We start from the raw sequence: 17,109 nt of genomic DNA, 5'->3' as shown, positions 1-17,109 counted from the left end.
TAATCCGAGAATTTACATCCATTATGTGCTGTCGATCCCACGCGACCCAAGTACAGCTACTCGCGACTGGCGTGCAATCCGACCAAGCGAGACAGCAACATCACGGTGTATAGCGTACCGCCAATGGCCTCGAAGGCGACGAAGGATTGGGCGTAGAAGCCGACCGGCGTGATGTCACCATAACCCAGCGTGGTCAGCGTCACGTAGCTGAAATACACCATCTGCTGCCAATCTATCGCCGCGCCGGAGCTTGCCACGAACGACCCCGGCACGCACCATTCTATGAAGGCCAGTACGGCGGCGAAGCCCGATCCGATCACAAGGTAGAGGGACGTCGCGGAGATCAGGACATCGGTCATCACGGTCCTGGCCCCGAAGGTGTAACGCGCCAGCACGACAACCATGCCGAGGTGATAGGCAATGGAGGTCAGGTAAACGGCCAGTGCGGCGCCGTTCGAGGGGACGTAGGAGTTCAGAAGGCCCGCAATGAACACGGCAAGCCCCGCGCCCGCAACGAAGCTGCGCAGACCGCGATGATCCGTGAGCGCCCAGGTCGCCACCACGAAGATCGCCGCGTAGAATGCGTAAAACAGCGCCGGCCAAATCCCGCCCGCCGCCGACAGCGGGTAGGTCAGGTTGTGTATCAGGATTGCCGCCAGAAAACTGGCATTGGCGGCAAACTTGTTTTGGGCCGTAGGCAGTGTCAGCATCTCAGGCCGCCTTTCGGTGGCCGAGCGCCGCCATGGCCATCATGATCAACAGAACACCCGCACCGAGCCACAACCCGTTCAGATGCAGGCTCAGTGCCAACCAGCACCAGAGCGCAAGCGCGGCCACGGCCAGAAGGTACAGCCCCCGCAAGCGCTCTGCCGTGACGCGGTGAAAGATCGTGCAGCCAAGCAGGAAAAGCGACGGCCCGGCAAAGGCGATAATCGCGGTGGGTGCATGGATCGCATCATGGGGGTGGGCCACGATCATCTCGATGGCGACGGCGGTCACGATGGCACCGCAGACCGCAACGCCATGTGCATAGGCCAGACCTGCGCGGGCGAGACTGGTCTGATCGGCTTCATGTTCGAACCGATGCTCGCCCGGCTCTGACAGGTCGACGAAGTAAATCCACCACAATGTCACGATCAGCAGGAAACCGATCAGTGCGGCAACGCCCGTGTCCAGGTGGATCTCGTGGCTGACCAGGTAGCCGCCCAGCAGCAAGATGGATTCCCCAAGCGCGATGATGAAGATCAATTGGTTGCGCTCGAAGAGATGCAAGCCCTTCAGCGTCCAGCTCGACATTGGCGTTGCGCCCTTACCCGGCAGCCAGAAGCCTACGTAGGGGGCGGCATAGTCGATCAGGACAGCCAGAATCCACAGCTCTAGCCGGGCCTGCTCGACGAAGGCACCGGTGATCCAGAACACACCGGAAATCGCGCTCCAGGCCCCAAGCTGGGTATAGTTCCGCCCCATCACCTGACCGCGAAACACAAAGGCCATATAGCTTGCCCGGATCAGCGCCATCGCCACATAGGCAAAAGCGAACAGTGCCGCGCGTTCGCTGAAAGCCTGTGGCGCCGCCACCGCCATCAAAAGCGCACAGCCCATCAGGACGATCATCAGCCCGCGCCCGCTGGGGTGGTCAGGGTTTACCCAGTTGGCCGCCCACGCGGTGTAGTTCCAGGCCCACCAGACAGCAGCGAAGAGTGTCACATACTCCAGGGCACCAAGCCAACTGGCATGTTCAAGAAGGTAATGGGAAAGCTGGATGATGGTGAAGACATAGACAAGATCGAAGAACAGCTCCATCGTCGTGACGCGGGGGGTGTCTTCGGGGTTGAGATTACGCAAGGCGTGTGTCGGGACAAGGCGGTGCAATAGATTGGACATGAATGCTTCCTGTTGAGTTTTTTGATTTACCCCTGAAATCCACCAGCATTCAAATACCGGCTTTCTTCGGGGTCAACGTGCGTTTGAAAATTCGTTGCCTGTGGGGGAAAAGTCCGAAACATGCGATGATGTCACGATGGCGCCTGGCCCGGTGAAGTCCCGAGGGCAGAAAGCGGCGATGCAGCGCGACCGATTGGCCCTGATCCTCCAGCGCCTCTGAATGCGCGAAAGGCAAAAGTACGAAAAGACGTAGGCCTGGCGGCAATCGGTCGATAAAGCCTTGCTTGCGGGCATGGTGCGCCACCGGCATGGCCTGCGGGTCCATCAGGCCGACCGCCACGCCAGAAGCCAAGCAATAGCGCAAGGTACTCCGAAGACCACGACGAAGATCGGGAACTCTTCGGCCAGGCTGTATCCCGCATGGGCCACACCAACCCAAAGATTTATCGCCGCGGCCACCGCCCAAAGTACCGCATAGACAGGAAAAGCCCGGCGCAGGGACCTGCCGCGCCAGAGTGCTATACCATAGATGAGTGTCAGCAGGCCAAGACCACCAAGGATCACGAGAACAGTATGCATAAAAACTCCTGTGGTCGACGGACTTTCAATACGACAGGCGGGGGGCACCACAATGGCCCCGCCGCCCCGGGCGCTACTGATAAACCAGAACCATTTACCCGCCCTGACGGCTTACTTGGTCGTGTAGCCGCCATTGACTAGGATCGTCTGGCCGGTCATCCACCATCCGTCCGAGACCATGAAGGTGATCCAGGGCGCGATATCCTCGATGTCGGTCAGGCCGGTCTTCGAGAACGGCGAAAGCGCCGCGGCCGTCTTGTGGAACTGCTGCGCCTCCTCGGCCTCGGCCGGGTAGAAGAACGGCGTATCCATCGGACCGGGGCCGATTGCAGTCACCGAAATGCCCCGCTCTCCCAGTTCCTTGGACGCAGCCCGGGTGAAATGCTCCACCGGTGCCTTCAGCCCCTCATAGGCCGCATAGAAGGGGGTATAAGCCCCCAGCAGCGAGGTCACGATCGTGCAGATCTTGCCGTTGTCATTGACGTGCTTGCCGGCCTCTTTGAGGAAGAAAAAGGCGGATTTGACATTCACGGCACAGGATTGGTCGAAGACCTCTTCGCTCAGCTCGGCCATCGGCTTCTTCACCACCATGCCGACAGTGTTGATCGCGATGTCAGGTCGCCCGACGGCCGCGACCGTATCCGCGAACAGTTTTTCCATTGCTGCGGCCGAGGTCAGGTCCGCCTGAAAGGCCACCGCTTCGGCGCCTGCGGATTTGATCGCCGCAACGGTGTCGTCGGCAGCCGCTTTGGTGGCATCGCTGTTATAGTGGATGGCGACGGCTTTCGCACCGGAGTTGGCGAATTCGCGCGCCAAGAGCCCACCAAGGTTCTTTGCACCACCGGCGATCAGCACCACTTTTCCTTCAATACTGTTTCTCGACAACTGATTTCCTTTCCGCGTTACATGCGCCGTTTGAAATGACGACTTGCAGAAAGATGGCATGTCTCGTCGTTCAGATAATCGGGCCTATCTTGACATCATTTGACAGAAACGGCGAACAATAGGCATGGATAGAATTCAACAAATGCATGTGTTCATTCAGGTCGTGGAAAGCGGGAACTTCACCCGCGCGGCCGAGGCCCTTGGCGTGCCGCGTTCGACTGTATCCAGCACGGTGCAGGCCTTGGAGGACAGGCTTGGCGTCCAGCTCCTTCAGCGCACGACCCGAGTGGTGCGGCCGACGCAGGAGGGGTTGCAGTTTGCCGATACGGCCCGCGGCCTGGTGGATGCGATGGCCCAGGCCGAAGGACAGTTCCGACAGCGGCCTGATGCCATCTCGGGGCGCCTTCGGATCGATATGCCAAGCCGGATCGCCCGGCGCCTTGTCATCCCGCACCTGCAGGATTTCCGCGCCCGATACCCGGCGGTGACGCTGGAGATCAGCGCCACCGACCGTATGATTGACCTGGTGTCCGAGGGGGTCGACGCGGTGGTACGACTGGCTGTTCTGCAAGACAGTGAGCTGATCTGCCGCAAGATCGGTGACGTCCCTATGCTGACCTGCGCCGGGGCAGGGTATCTGGCGGAATTCGGCGTGCCAAAGACGCCCGCCGATCTCGCGGATCATCATCTGGTCAACTACGCCCTTCGAATGCCCGCTGTCTCATCGGAATGGGATGGCCTTGAGGACGGATGTGAGATCGCCGTCGCCATGCAAAGCCACCTTTGCGTCGACAACGCCGAATGCTATGTTGCCGGTGCGCTGCACGGGCACGGGCTGATCCAGGTTCCCGTCTATGACGTCGCCGGTGACATCGCGGCCGGTCGGCTGGTTGAGGTGTTGCCCGAGTTCCGCCCCTCTCCTGTGCCGATTTCGATCCTCTATGCGCGCAGGCGGCATCTCCCCCCTCGGCTCAGGGCGTTCATGGATTGGCTACAGGAGTTGCTGCAGGCCGAAGGGGTTGTCGCCAACGACAATGGCGGCAACCGCCGACAATAGTTGATTTTTGCCGGCCTATGCAGCTTTTGTCTGCGAACCGATCTAATGGCCGCGAAAAGCCGATGCCTCCTGATTTCTGCATCGCGTCTAGCGGCCGTATTTCGCGTTTCCTAGTTTTCCATCGGGCGCAATCGCATTCGTCTCTTTATAGGTTTCGACGGCAAAAAGCGTCGTGTAGCGCACCACGTCAGGGTCCGCATCGAACAGACGGTCGCAGAGAGCCTGGTACTCTTCCATATCACTGAAATGGCCGATGAGGACCGCATCGAGGTCGCCTGTCACGCCATAAGCTTGCGTGATTGCCTGTTCATCGGCAATGCGCGTCGCAAATCCCCTGCGCAGGTCCTTGGTCTGGTTCTGGGTTGTCACGGTGATGATGGCGCGGATGCTGCGCCCCAGCTTGGCCGGATCGGCGAGATAGACGCAGGCCGTCAGAACACCCGCGCGGCGCAACTCGGACACGCGGCGCAAGCAAGTTGACGGTGTTGAACCGACGGCCTCGGCCAGCTGTGCCTTCGTAAGCGTTCCGTCCGCTTGCAGGGCTTTGACAATGCGCAGGTCAAGATCATCCATTGTGATGTCCTGTGTGGTCTAATTCTCCATAATTATGTTGATTTTGACCACCTCCGCCACCTTTTTCGCCGTACTACGACGGAAAACGGAAGTGTCTGATTATGAATAAATCCACCCTCGGCCTGATGTGGGCCTTCTCTTTCGTCATTCTGGAAGCCGCGCAGGCCGTCTTCTTTGGTGGCGTCTTTCAGAATTATGACTCGTTCTTAATCGGGGCCGCGGTCTTCGGCGTGACAGCGGCAGGCACGTTGATCTGGGCCAATTTGAAAACTCCGGGACAACTGGAAGTCGCACGGTCGAACCTCATGAGCCTGCTGGGTCTGAACCTCTCGACGGCCTTCGTGTGGATCGCCTATTTCTTTGCCTTGCAAATGATTGAACCGGCGGTGGTCTTTACGATCTTCTCCGGCCTAATCCCGGTCACCATTCACGTCGCCGCGTTGTTCGGTGTGCCGGAAGCGACGTCAGTGCGAAACCGCGTTGAAGGCCTCGGCCTGATCGTCGTGGTCGTCGCCATTATCTATTTATCGGCCATTACGATGCTCGGGCAATCTGGTTTCGTACGCGGTGACTTGTCGGTCGCGATTTCTGGTCTGGTTCTTTCCGCCGTATCCGCCGTCAGTCTCGCGGTGATGATGATCTACAGCCACCGGCTCGACCGGTTGGGTGTTGCTCCATTAGCGCAATATGGGCTGCGGTTCCCGTTCTACGTCGCAGTTTCTCTTGTGGCGGCGTGGTTCGGTCTGGACGAAAAAGGCCCGGTCGATTTTGAAGGACTGGCGGTTGTCATCGTGATCGGTTTCGCGATCATGGCCTTCCCGGTCTTCGCGATGCAGAAGGCCATCTCGCTCATGTCTACACTGACACTCGCGGCAATCACCGCACTTGGACCCGTGTTTGTCTTTCTACTCCAAATGGCGGAAAACCGTGTCGATTACGCCCCAGCAACAATGACCGGGCTTCTGATCTATTTCGCGGGGGCAACTCTCGCGGCCTATGCAGGGGCGAGATACTCGGGCAGAACGGCCGCTGAAGTCTGACAGAACCATCGCCGAGCAATCGCATCGGCGTTGCGGTTGGCGCCGTTATCGTCGCGGTTCTGGCCCTGTCATTCATGCTGCTGTGGCTATCTCGTATTCAGCCTTATCCGGGGCGCACTGTATTCACGGAGCCGCCGAACGCCTTTCTTTTTCCGGTATCGTCGTCATCGCCCTGACAGGCCTTTCCCTCAAGTGCCCCTACTCAGTAATGCGGTGGCGTCACGCTCCACACAACGACGGTACGCTGGCCTGTGGGGTTGGCGTAGCCATGCGGGCGATTGCAGTCGAAATGAAAACTGTCGCCCGCGTTCAGTAGATAGGTTTCCCCCTCGATCCGAAGTTCAAGTTGGCCTTCGCTGACATACCCGGCCTCTTCACCGTCATGGGCATAAAGGTCCCCGGAGCTGGCCCCGGGCTCGAAGGTGCAGAGCAGCATTTCCAGGTTTCCGCCAAGCGTCGGGCATAACAGCTCATCGCGGATGCCGGATTCGAACCGAAGGGCCGAGCGGCGGGCGGCGCGGACGATAACCGCCGCCTCGGGGTCGGCGCTGCGATCAGGATCGGGAAAGAACCAGCTGATATTGACGCCCAAGGCGCGGGATATCGTGTTCAGCGCGCGGATCGAAGGCACGGCCTGCTCCCGCTCCAGCTGGCTCAGATAGCCAACCGACAGCCCGGTTGCTCCGGCAAGTTGCTGCAGGGTCATGCCCTTGGCCTTGCGAAGCTCGCGCATGCGCGCGCCAACGATCTCCTGCGTGTCGCGTACGCCGGCTGATGTCTCGGCCTTTTTGTCGTCCCTCTGTTGACTCATCTAAATTTTATGTCCATTTTTTTGATGAAAGTCAGAATCCTCAGGTTGAATTATGCTGAATGCGATCCGCAATGTCACGGGGTCGATGCCCGATCTTGCGCGTCTCGGTGGCCCGGCGGCGATCCTTTGCGCCACGGCACTGATGGCGTTGCAGGATGCACTGGTAAAACTGCTGAGCACCGGACTGCCGCTCTGGCAGCTGTTTTTCCTGCGCTCCATCCTGGTTCTGCCGCTGCTGGCGGCGCTGATCCTTCGGGCCGGTCGCGCCCGCCTGCGCCCCGCGTTCAACCGCTGGGTTCTGCTTCGCTCGGCGTTGATCGTGGCAATGTACGTGTTCTTTTATGCAGCCTTGCCGGTGCTGGAACTTCCCGTGGTGTCCGCCGTCTATTACACTGGCCCGCTGTTCATCGTCCTGTTTTCCGGCCTCTTCCTGCACGAGCCGGTCACCCGGTCGCAATGGACCGCCGTTGTCGCCGCGTTTGTCGGTGTCCTGATTGTTCTGAGACCGGCGGGCGAGGCGTTCTCGATGGCGGCCCTGATCCCGCTGGCCTCGGCCTTGTGCTATGCGGTTGCGATGGTCACGACGCGGGGACGCATGGGCCGCGTTGACGCCTGGGTCCTGACCTTTTCCCTCAATATCGTTTTCGCCGCGGTCGGCCTTGCCGGGATGGTTGCTTCGGTGTTGATTGCCCGCCCGGGAAGCTACCCATTCCTGCTTATGGCCTGGGCGCCGCTCAATCCCGAAAACGGCTCGGTGGTTACGCTTCTGGCGCTGATTTCGATCGCGATCCATGTGCTTTTGGCGCGTGCCTATCAACTCGGCCCCACCGCCCTGGTGGCGGGGCTCGACTTCTCCTATCTGGTGTTTGCGGCCCTCTGGGCCATCGTGTTCTTCGCAACGATCCCAAGTATTCCGGTCATCGCAGGGACCTGCCTGATCGGCGGCGCCGGTTTATGGGGCGTCATGAATACGCGTCGTCGTGGTTAAAGGACGTGGGTATGAGAAACTGCCATTCGCCGGATGACCCCTGCACCCTTGTTGCTACAGGCAATCCCCGCCCCAATGTCGGGCGACCGTAAGCCCTTTATGCTTGATCCCGGAAAGCGCATGAATGTAGGCTTCAGGCATTGCTCATGCTCTTTGACCACGCGCTCCGCAGTATTCGCGCGTGGCAATAAGGAACCCCGATGACACTTGAACAATTTCTGATCTTCATCCCGGCCGCATTGCTGCTTGGCTCAACCCCGGGCGCCAACAATATGCTTGCGTTTATTGCCGCAGCCAGGGGCGGATGGCTCCTGGCCGCCAAGAGCATTCTTGGGCGACTCGCTGCCTGGGTGGTGCTTGTCATACTCGTCTCACTGGGCCTTGATGTCCTGCTGCGCACATCCGAGTTCGCGTTCGTCGCGCTGAAATGGGTCGGCGTGGCGTACCTGCTTTATCTCGCATGGCACTTCTGGACGGCAGACACATCCGTCGAGATCGAAATCCCAGACGCCTCAACACTGATGCGCCGGGAGTTCCTGACACTGATGGGCAATCCCAAGGCCTATCTGGTGCTGACCGCGTTCCTTCCGCAGTTCGTCAACGACAGCTCAGAGCTGATGCCGCAACTTTTCATTCTGGGCGTGCTCTATCTGCTTGCCGATGGGCTGGCGGCGCTTCTTTGGGTCTCGTCGGGCACTTTCGTTGGGGCGCGCGCGCTGACACCATTGCGGCGGGCGATGATCAATCGCGCGTCCGCCGGTCTGATGGGGGTTGCGGCGTTCCTGTTGTCGAGAACCGAAAGAGCCACTTAAAGCGTTTCGCGAAAAACCTGAATCACAGATTTTCGCGAAACGCAGTGCTCCGCTCAATCATTGCACGCGTTCCGCCTTTCGCCGATGTCTCGTGTTAAAGGCGGAACGCTTTAGGGTCTGGCCCCCTTAATCGGCTTGGAACCACCGTGCCGATGTCATTCACGCTCCCGAACTGAAGGGGCTTGCGAGCGCGCGCGAGATCAGTGCGGTCATCGGACAAAAAACACTGGCCCTTGTGCAACGCTACACCGAGGCTGCAGGCCGCGAAGGCATGGCCGATTCCGCCATCGAGAAACTCGTCGCCCGCCCCAATGGCGAGCGCAATTTGGCGAACCTTCCCAAGAGGTTCATCAAATCCGACACCAAACCTAAACAGGGAAAGGATAATTTATGAGAAGTGGTGAGCCGTGCAGGATTCGAACCTGCGACCCACTGATTAAAAGAAAGCTCAGGGCCATTTCGCCGGTTTGCGCCGCACAACGCCCTTTTTCGAAAAATAACTTATAATCAAGGATTTACGTTGACGCGCCTTGCGCCGATGACTCATCACTAACGCCAGAATTCGCTGCATCGTGCTTCCGTATGGCTTCCGGAAGCAGTTGGCCTAAAGGGGGTGTTCTGGCAATGTTCAAACTGACCAAGCGTGGTGTCGAGGCGCTGGAAATCGCAGAGAAAGACTATCCCGTCTGGGATTCGGAGCTGCCGGGTTTCGGCGTTCGGGTCTATCCCTCGGGCCGCAAAACCTACATCGTGCAATATCGCGTCGGGCGTCGGACCCGTCGCACGACAATCGGGCGGCATGGCGTTCTGACAGCCGATGAAGCGCGTAAAGAGGCGCGGCGGCTCTTGGGCAATGTCGCCTGCGGTGAGGACCCCTCCGCTGAGAAACAAGCCAAGCGGCGCGCACCGACCGTTGCGGGCCTCTGTGACCGGTTTCTGGACGAGTATGTCGATCTGCACTGCAAGCCGACCACGGCGCGCGATTATCGCAGCATCATCCGCCGGTTCATCCGCCCGCGTCTCGGACCTCTTCTTATCGCAGAGGTCACGCGTGCCGATGTGGTGGCGTTCCATCATGCTCTACGGGAAACCCCATACCAAGCCAATCGCGCTGCCAGCATGTTGTCAAAGCTCTTCAACATGGCCGAAGACTGGGGCTTGCGATCTGCCGGGTCTAATCCCGCGCGTCGGATCAAGAAATTCCGCGAAGAAGAAAAGAAGCGCTATCTTTCCGATGATGAACAGGTTCGCTTGGGTAATGTTCTGGCCGGTGTTCTCGAAGATGGCTCCGAGACAATCTATACCGTGTCGGCGATCCTTTTGCTGATTTATACAGGCTGCCGATTGAATGAAATCCTGACCCTCCGTTGGGAGTATGTGACCGCCTATCACCTGGAATTGCCAGACAGCAAAACCGGGCGGCGGCGCATCCCCTTACCTAAAGAGGCCCACGACATTCTTGAAGAGCTGCCACGCCAAGCAGGCAACCCTTATGTTATATTAGGGGAGTGTGCAGACGGCCCGTTGGTCAATCTTCAAAAGCCGTGGCGGCGCATTAGGCATATGGCCGGGATCGACGATGTGCGGCTGCATGATTTGCGACACACCTATGCCTCCGTCGCGATGAAAAATGGGATCGACCCCTTCACACTCAAAGAGATCATGGGCCACAAGAACCTGCAAACCACCCTGCGTTATGCGCACCTCGAAGATGAAGCGGTGCAACGCGCGGCGGGATCGGTTGCCAGTCGTCTGGCGGGTGCGATAGGAAAGAAGCGTAGCGAGTCTTCGCGTCTGCGCGTTGTACAATAATTCCTTATGTAAGGCACAAAGCAGGGCGATTTTCTCTTACCTTACGTATACGTAAGGAGAAGAAACTGCCCATTTTCAAAACTTTAATATGGCTGTTTCCACTCATGACAAGTGACGATCTTCCCCAAGTAGAGACCGCGAAAGAGCTAGAACCGGACAAATTGGCCCGACTAAATTTTAACGATCTATGGGGCCTTTGTGGTGGACAAGGGGCCGCAAGTGATGAGTTCACCAAAGAAGTGCAAGCGGCAATGCGTAACTATCGACCCGGCCCTGATCAGCGTGTGCGCATCCCCGCGAAAGACAGAACAAAGCACTACAAAGCGCTTGAGAAAGCCATCACAAGCTTGCGTGTTCAATTTGAAGACATGCATCCTCACATCGACTGGGAACTCGCCAAGGCGGCAATTGAGCACGAACCTGAAGACTTCGCCGAGAACAGCATTGGCAAGTGGTATGAGGGCCTTTCCTACAGCGAATACTTAGCTGACCTTATTTTGGAACAACTGGCGCAGTTCTCGAACATCGTTCGAGACGCCCGAGAATATAACAATAATCCACGGGGGAAGCCTAAACAGAATTTAAACTTGTAGGCGACAATCCGGGCTTTAGGCGACGTCTATAAAAAGCATTCGGGGTGTGAGCCGATGGCTGGCTATCGATTCAATGATTGTGACGAATCACAGCCATATCAAAGCCCCTTTCTGGACTTGGTCCAATCCGCTTTATGGGCGTTCAACGATGCTCAGAAACCATCGGGTTATGCCATTGGCGAGGCCGCCAGAAGAGCATTTGAGTTAAGAAAATAAGGCAGTGGCGAAATTGGCAAAAAACTAGGACATTTACGCCATTAGATTAGATGCCGCTTTACGCTGCATAGTCACCTCAAAGCATTAAGACGCAACGAGGTGAAACGATGCAGACCCAAACAAACCCAGACTATTTCGACCGCTTGATCGACGAGAAAGAAGCCGCCAGCTATCTTTGTTACTCTGTTCGTGCGTTGCAGAACTGGCGCGTTCGTGGCGGCGGTCCGCACTTCATTAAAGTTTCCGGGCGTTCTGTCCGTTACACGCGCCGCGACCTGCAAAAGTGGATCGCCGCAAAACGCGTTGCGAACACCGGAGCCGAACCCACCAAATAACCAGTTTTGCCCTTAAGGGGTTGGTAGCACCTTAAGGGATTTTGGGGCCGGATGGCTCGAAAAGGGGCGCGGGGTAAACGCACCTCGCGCCCTTCCTATGCCTGCCAGCAACAGACAGCCAAGGAAAGGAAACCATGGCAAATCAACCCGCCTTCAAAGTGCGGCTTGGCCTGATCACGGCCACCGTTTGGGACAACGACGGATTCTATTCCGTCGATCTGTCCCGTTCCTACCGCGACAAAGAAGGGAACTGGCAAAACACCACGACCTTTTCGCACGCGGACCTTCTCAACATCGCGAAATGCGCCGAGCGCGCGGAAATCTGGATTTCGAGGAAAACCAATGCAAGCTGACAAACTCAAACTGAATCAAGCCGGGGCCACGCCCCGGCCCCAAAACAAAAGCTACCCCGCCGGAGGCGCACAGCAGCCACAAGAAACCCCGGTTGCCGATCCGGGTGGAACCGGGAGAGGGGGGATAGTAGCACCCCTCTCCAGAAATACAGACCACCCCGACGCCTATCAGGTTTTGCATAAAGGCTTCGACACGCTGGCTATCGCCGTTCAGGCCAATCTACCACCCGAGGCGTTCGAGTATTTCGAAACCCAAAAGGACCTTGCCGAGAAAGAGCAGCAAGACACCCTGACCGACTTCAATGGCGTTCAGTTCCATATCAAAGGTCATGGCGGGTCAGGGTATCGCATCCTTGCCAATGGTGGGCCGATGGGGGCGCAATGGGCCTTCAAGAAGCCCAACCCGAAAGACCCTTGGGGTATCCGGGTGATTTTCGGGTCAACCTTTCTGGCAACGCTGGGCCTTGGTGCAGCGCGGGCGCACCTCGACAGCGTATTGGAACGGTTGGATATCCGCACCCGGCCCGAGGATTTCAGCATATCGCGCGTTGATTACTGCGTGGATATCCTCGCGCCGCCGGGATTCATACTCGACCCCGAGGCCTTCATTATGCACTCAAGCACGAACCGCCGGGATCATATCGCCAACTCCGATATGGCGGTCAGCGGCAAATCGGGGCGCACCACCTCTGTCACCATAGGTCACCCCCGCGCGCGGCAGGTGATCGTCTATGACAAACGCGCCGAGGTGATCCAGAAGCACAAGCCGCATTGGTGGCACCTTTGGAACCAAACGCGCCGCGCAAACTCGCAATCAAGCATCGGGCCGGACACACCCGACCTGAGCATTTGGCGTGTCGAGTTTCGGGCGGGCAAGGGATTGCTGAAAGATCGGTGGAATATCCGAACGTGGGAAGACCTGTTCGCGCGGTTTGGCGATCTGTCCAACGAAACGGGCCAAGTGATCCGCTACACCGCCCCCACCGACCATGACACCAACCGCGCGCGCTGGCCCAATCATCCGATCTGGGAAATTGCCTTGGAGGAAATCAATACCGATCTGATCGAGATGTACGAAGGCACCGATCCCAACCCGGTCAAAGAAATCCAGCGCAGCCATCACATCAGCGTGCTTTTGAAGAACATCAAAGGCAGCACCATCACCCTTGCTGCCCTTGAAGGCGTGGAAGAACCTGACCTTGAAAGGTTCTTCCAAGACACCGCCTCGAAACTGGCGGATCAATCCAAGGCCGACCCAGCGCACACAGCGAAACAGTTGAAAGATGCGCGCGACAGGTACGCCTTTATCAACCCGGCAAATCTGGATGCGCCACCACACAAGGCGTGACCCGCGTCATTGCGTCGGGCGATACACCCCTTCGCCCGACTGCACCGCAAGGCCAAGCGCGGTCATGCTTTCGAGTAGCGGGAGAACGCTCTTGGCGCGGCCCCGTTTGAAGCTGCGGGCCAGTTGCTCGGGCGTCGCTTGCCCCAGATCAGAGAGCGCATCGCGCACGGCGGCCACCTGCTCGGGCATGGATTTGGGCCATGCCGGTTTGTCCTTGTCTGTCGGGGCCAGATCGCCCAAATCCAGAACCCCGCTTTTGCCCGTACTTTGCGCCCCGGTGGGGTTTTGATACTCGGGGCGGAGGTATCGGATATGGCCGCGCGCCTCTTCCTCGGCGCGCTCTTTATTCAGGGTGACAAGACGGAACAGGATATTTTCCTCCGACAGGTCAGCGGGCCAGCCATAGGCGCGCGCCACCTCGGCGTCGATCTGATCGTGCAGGTCTTTTAGGATACCGATCAGGCCCTGATCATAAATTTCGCGGTCCTTGCCTTCGATGGCCTCCCCCGCGCGCAGCTTTTCCAGCACGTTATACATCTGCGTCAGGGTCAGCTTGGGGTGCGCTGCCTGCTGCCGCTTGCGATGCGCATCCAGCTCTTCCCCCAAGGCGCGGAGGGTCGTGCGTTGGTCGTCGGTGAGGTCGGGGAAGGGGAAGGGGTCGAAGCATTGGGTTTTAGGATAAACAGCATCACCATCATAAACGCCAATCTTTGCTGCATTGGCCATAGCCCACACCCAATGCACTTTAGATGAAATCGCTGCAAAATGCGCGAAGTCTGACAGGGCCAAGACTACCAGTTTGTTGTCAGGAAGAACGCTCGCATCTACAATAGAGAAAATTCTGTGCTTAGCGGTTTCAACTGTTGCAACATACCTTGGCAACCCTTCAAGCGCAGGCCTTAAATCGCGTCTTGGTTCACCGTGAATCCACCAATTCTTTCTATAGCCAACGCGATTGTTTTGATCTCTCTGTGGTTTCACGTTGTCCAGAATATGCTGATAAATGGCGGGAAAACGCTGTTTAACTTCCGCTTCACTTAAGCCGAATAAATCTATCGCCAACACGTCGCGTGAACTGGCCATAAGGTCACGTCCATTCCGATACTCGCGAATAACAAGTTCTGTGCCTGGAATGCTTCCTAACCCCAGAACCTGGGCTTCCTTGCGAGTAACAATGAAACCAGCGCCGATGAGTTGAACTCCACGATAGGCAAGCTTTTCGTTTGCCAGCAATGGCCTAGCCCCAGCAACATCCGCCCCAATTTGCAAGTTTGCAAAGACCTTCCCCACCTGCCGGTCAAAGCTCACCTGACGCCCATCCGCCTCGCTCTTCTCCTTGCTCTCTGTCGCCACGGTCAGCAATCTGCCGGGCCGGTTGCCTGCCGCGCCCACGGTCATCGCAATCCGCACGGCGGCCCCATAAAGCGTATCGACCCAAGGGTGATCCGGAATCGCAAACAGCAGCGACAGCGGCTTTTTCGGGTCGTTCAGATGCGGCTCCAACACCCGGCGGTTAAACGTCTGGCGCAGGGAATTGGTGGTTATCAACCCAAAGCGGCGGGTGCCTTTGCCCGTCTTGGCATTATACCCCCGCGCGGCCAGCGCCGCCTTTTCCCACCAGAACATGACCAGATCGGCGCTTTGCGGCATCTTGGGGTAGGCCTTCCAAAGCGCCTCGATATATCCGTCGCCCAGACTGTCGCGCAGGCGCGAGGCCCCGATGAACGGCGGGTTGCCAACGATAAACTCCGCCTCGGGCCATGTGGTGGCCTTGGGTTTGGTATAGTCATAAACCTGCACGCGCGCCTCGGGGTCTGGCACCTCCTCGCCGGTGACCGGGTGGCGCATGGTGGTCACCCCGTCCCAGCGGGTGACGGGCGTGCCATCCTCATCCAGACGCGGGGTGCGATCCACCCAGTCCAGCACGGCATCGCGGTGTTCGATATTGTGAAAATCGCGCAACACAGGCTCCGCCGGGGCGGCCTTGCCATGGGTGCGGAAATGCCATTGCAAATAGCCGATCCAAAGCACCAGTTCAGCCACCCGCGCGGCCCATGGGTTCAACTCGATCCCCAGAAACTGATGCGGGTCCACTGTGAAACTGGCCAGCGCCAGCGCGCTTTGCTCCTCGCCCAGTTCTTCCAGCATGGCGGTCACTTCGCCCTCAAGCCGCTTCATCAGTTCCAGCGCGACGTAAAGGAAGTTGCCCGAGCCACAGGCCGGGTCCAACACGCGGGTATCGCACAGCGTGCGGTGAAAGCCGCGCACCAGATCACGGGCGTCTTTCTCTTTGCTTTGCTCCATCAGGTTCAGCGCCGAGGCTTGTACGTTCTCCCAATCCTCGCGCAGCGGCTCGATGATCGTGGGCATGACAAGGCGTTCGACATAGGCGCGCGGCGTGTAATGCGCGCCCAGCTTGTGGCGTTGGCGTTTATCAAGGGCGCGTTCCAGCAAAGTGCCGAAAATCGCCGGTTCCACGGTTTTCCAGTCTTTCTCGGCAGCCCCCAGCAGCAGCGCGATCTGCTGGCTATCCAGCGGCAGCGCCTCGGAGTCTGCGAATAACCCGCCGTTGAAGCGCAGGACATTTGCCAAAAGAATGGGGGAGAACCCGCCCTTATTCATCGTCTCCCAAAGGGATTGCAGAGCAGGCGCCGCGTGTTCCGGCGTTGCGGTCATCTTGCGCAGCAAATCGGTGAAACTGTCGCGCGGGATCAGGTCAACATCTTCGGCGAACATCGAAAACAGGCAGCGCATAAGAAACCCCGCCACCTTGTCGGGTTCATGGCCTTGGGTTTCGAAAGAGCGGCCCAAAAGCGCCAGTTGATCGGCGATTTCACGGGTAACGCGGGCGGCCTGTTTGGAGGTGTCCAGCGATTGCGGATCGTCCCAGATGGCGCGGAAAAGGTCTTGCACCTTTGGGTCGGTCAGATCGTCAAGGAAAACCCGGAAGGATTTGCCATCGGGGAACTGCGTGTAGCCGTGGCCTTGCCCCGAAAAATCGGCGTAAATCTCAAAGACATAACCCACGTCGCAGACGATGATGAAGGGCGGCCAGCCATCTTCCTTGGCAATGCTGCGGGCGTAGTTATCGGCCTGTCCCCGTGCCTTGACCATGGATTTGTCCCACGTCCGGGTGCCACGCACACCGTGGCCGATGCGTTTGGGTTCTTTTTTGCCAAACAGGTTTTCTTGAGCATCCTCAACCGGCTTGGGTTGGGAGCCTTGTTTGGTTTCCAGCACGAAGGAACCGCGGCGATAAAAGTCAATAAACTTCTTAGAGTTTTCCCCTATCGCGGCCGAGGCCACGGGGCGTTCCAGCCGGTAGTGATCATTTTGTCCGGTTTCAGTAGCGGGAAGCGGCTTTTCCAAGCCAAGGACTTCGGTCAATTCATGCAGGAAAAGGGCGTAATTGGCGCGCTCGCTGCCGCCGGAATTCGCCCATCGCTCGATAAATTCTTCAATCGACTGCATGTTTCACCGCCCGACTTTTTCCGCACGATGCACGCTTAGGATGCGCGGGGCAAGGTGATAGTCACAGACTGGGTCCTCGTGGTCAGCATCGGTGCCTGTGATTTGGCCCGCCTTCGATTCGGGTGTGGCGCGATTGCGTCACCTCTTTTGCGTGAATTTCCTTGATCACGTGCTTCCGTATTGCTTCCGGAAAATCCCCGACGCGAAAATCGGCAACAAGCACTTCGCCCAAGCGATTGATATTTAAGGATTTAGTGGTGAGCCGTGCAGGATTCGAACCTGCGACCCACTGATTAAAAGTCAGTTGCTCTACCAACTGAGCTAACGGCCCACTAGGCGGCCTATCTAGAAA

The 17,109-nt window shown here is 58.1% G+C and carries 18 protein-coding genes and 1 tRNA gene; 10 read left to right on the top strand and 9 right to left on the bottom strand.

All coding sequences use genetic code 11. The features are described from left to right. Positions 1-56: 56 nt before the first annotated feature. The 5 genes from RBB32_RS04565 to RBB32_RS04545 form a co-directional block, all read right to left on the bottom strand. Positions 57-710, bottom strand: a complete 654-nt coding sequence (locus RBB32_RS04565; RefSeq protein ID WP_306151495.1) for a potassium channel family protein — start codon at positions 708-710, stop codon at positions 57-59. A 1-nt stretch (position 711) separates the two neighbouring features. Beyond that, positions 712-1,884, bottom strand: coding sequence for a low temperature requirement protein A (locus tag RBB32_RS04560; protein ID WP_306151493.1), 1,173 nt, complete (start codon positions 1,882-1,884; stop codon positions 712-714). A gap of 49 nt (positions 1,885-1,933) precedes the next feature. Continuing rightward, the gene (locus RBB32_RS04555; protein ID WP_306151492.1) at positions 1,934-2,209 is read right to left on the bottom strand and encodes a DUF924 family protein; all 276 of its coding nucleotides are present in this window, start codon (positions 2,207-2,209) and stop codon (positions 1,934-1,936) included. Continuing rightward, positions 2,209-2,463: a hypothetical protein gene (locus RBB32_RS04550; RefSeq protein WP_306151491.1), complete on the bottom strand. Its 255-nt coding sequence runs from the start codon at positions 2,461-2,463 to the stop codon at positions 2,209-2,211. Before RBB32_RS04550 ends, RBB32_RS04555 begins: the two co-directional genes overlap by 1 nt. Positions 2,464-2,574: 111 nt before the next feature. Continuing rightward, positions 2,575-3,348 (bottom strand): SDR family oxidoreductase, encoded by a 774-nt coding sequence (locus RBB32_RS04545; protein ID WP_306151490.1) that lies wholly within the window; start codon positions 3,346-3,348, stop codon positions 2,575-2,577. A 124-nt stretch (positions 3,349-3,472) separates the two neighbouring features. Between RBB32_RS04545 and RBB32_RS04540 the strand changes: the two genes are divergently transcribed. Then, the gene (locus tag RBB32_RS04540; protein ID WP_306151489.1) at positions 3,473-4,405 is read left to right on the top strand and encodes a LysR family transcriptional regulator; all 933 of its coding nucleotides are present in this window, start codon (positions 3,473-3,475) and stop codon (positions 4,403-4,405) included. 87 nt (positions 4,406-4,492) lie between these two features. Here RBB32_RS04540 and RBB32_RS04535 read toward each other — a convergent pair whose 3' ends face one another. Next, positions 4,493-4,978 (bottom strand): Lrp/AsnC family transcriptional regulator, encoded by a 486-nt coding sequence (locus RBB32_RS04535; protein ID WP_306151488.1) that lies wholly within the window; start codon positions 4,976-4,978, stop codon positions 4,493-4,495. Positions 4,979-5,079: 101 nt separating this feature from the next. Here RBB32_RS04535 and RBB32_RS04530 point away from each other — a divergent pair, with 101 nt between their 5' ends. Then, positions 5,080-6,018, top strand: coding sequence for a DMT family transporter (locus RBB32_RS04530; protein WP_306151487.1), 939 nt, complete (start codon positions 5,080-5,082; stop codon positions 6,016-6,018). Positions 6,019-6,220: 202 nt separating this feature from the next. On the opposite strand, the gene RBB32_RS04525 is transcribed toward RBB32_RS04530, so the two are convergent. Next, positions 6,221-6,829 (bottom strand): helix-turn-helix domain-containing protein, encoded by a 609-nt coding sequence (locus RBB32_RS04525; RefSeq protein ID WP_306151486.1) that lies wholly within the window; start codon positions 6,827-6,829, stop codon positions 6,221-6,223. 52 nt (positions 6,830-6,881) lie between these two features. On the opposite strand from RBB32_RS04525, the gene RBB32_RS04520 reads away from it, so the two are divergent. The 8 genes from RBB32_RS04520 (at position 6,882) to RBB32_RS04485 (ending at position 13,286) form a co-directional block, all read left to right on the top strand. After that, on the top strand, positions 6,882-7,817 hold the full coding sequence (locus tag RBB32_RS04520; RefSeq protein ID WP_306151485.1) for a DMT family transporter: 936 nt from the start codon (positions 6,882-6,884) through the stop codon (positions 7,815-7,817). Between the two features lie 200 nt (positions 7,818-8,017). Beyond that, entirely contained in the window at positions 8,018-8,629 is a 612-nt protein-coding gene (locus tag RBB32_RS04515) for a LysE family translocator (protein ID WP_306151484.1), read from the top strand. Positions 8,630-8,864: 235 nt separating this feature from the next. Beyond that, positions 8,865-9,023: a hypothetical protein gene (locus RBB32_RS04510; protein ID WP_306151483.1), complete on the top strand. Its 159-nt coding sequence runs from the start codon at positions 8,865-8,867 to the stop codon at positions 9,021-9,023. Positions 9,024-9,211: 188 nt separating this feature from the next. Beyond that, entirely contained in the window at positions 9,212-10,441 is a 1,230-nt protein-coding gene (locus RBB32_RS04505; protein WP_371931015.1) for a tyrosine-type recombinase/integrase, read from the top strand. Between the two features lie 104 nt (positions 10,442-10,545). Further along, a complete protein-coding gene (locus RBB32_RS04500) occupies positions 10,546-11,034 on the top strand; it encodes a hypothetical protein (protein ID WP_306151481.1) in 489 nt (162 codons plus the stop codon). A 323-nt stretch (positions 11,035-11,357) separates the two neighbouring features. Next, a complete protein-coding gene (locus RBB32_RS04495; protein ID WP_306151480.1) occupies positions 11,358-11,585 on the top strand; it encodes an AlpA family transcriptional regulator in 228 nt (75 codons plus the stop codon). A 134-nt stretch (positions 11,586-11,719) separates the two neighbouring features. Next, on the top strand, positions 11,720-11,938 hold the full coding sequence (locus tag RBB32_RS04490; RefSeq protein ID WP_306151479.1) for a hypothetical protein: 219 nt from the start codon (positions 11,720-11,722) through the stop codon (positions 11,936-11,938). Positions 11,939-12,113: 175 nt separating this feature from the next. Beyond that, positions 12,114-13,286, top strand: a complete 1,173-nt coding sequence (locus tag RBB32_RS04485; protein WP_306151478.1) for a hypothetical protein — start codon at positions 12,114-12,116, stop codon at positions 13,284-13,286. Between the two features lie 6 nt (positions 13,287-13,292). Here RBB32_RS04485 and RBB32_RS04480 read toward each other — a convergent pair whose 3' ends face one another. Next, entirely contained in the window at positions 13,293-16,757 is a 3,465-nt protein-coding gene (locus RBB32_RS04480) for a class I SAM-dependent DNA methyltransferase (RefSeq protein ID WP_371931014.1), read from the bottom strand. 255 nt (positions 16,758-17,012) lie between these two features. Continuing rightward, positions 17,013-17,088 (bottom strand) — tRNA-Lys (locus RBB32_RS04470). Positions 17,089-17,109: the final 21 nt, after the last annotated feature.

The sequence above is a fragment of the Roseovarius sp. MMSF_3281 genome, from assembly GCF_030733685.1.
In the GTDB taxonomy this organism is placed as follows: domain Bacteria; phylum Pseudomonadota; class Alphaproteobacteria; order Rhodobacterales; family Rhodobacteraceae; genus Roseovarius.
Note: the sequence above shows the minus strand (reverse complement) of the source record. Positions and strands in the feature narration are given on the sequence as shown.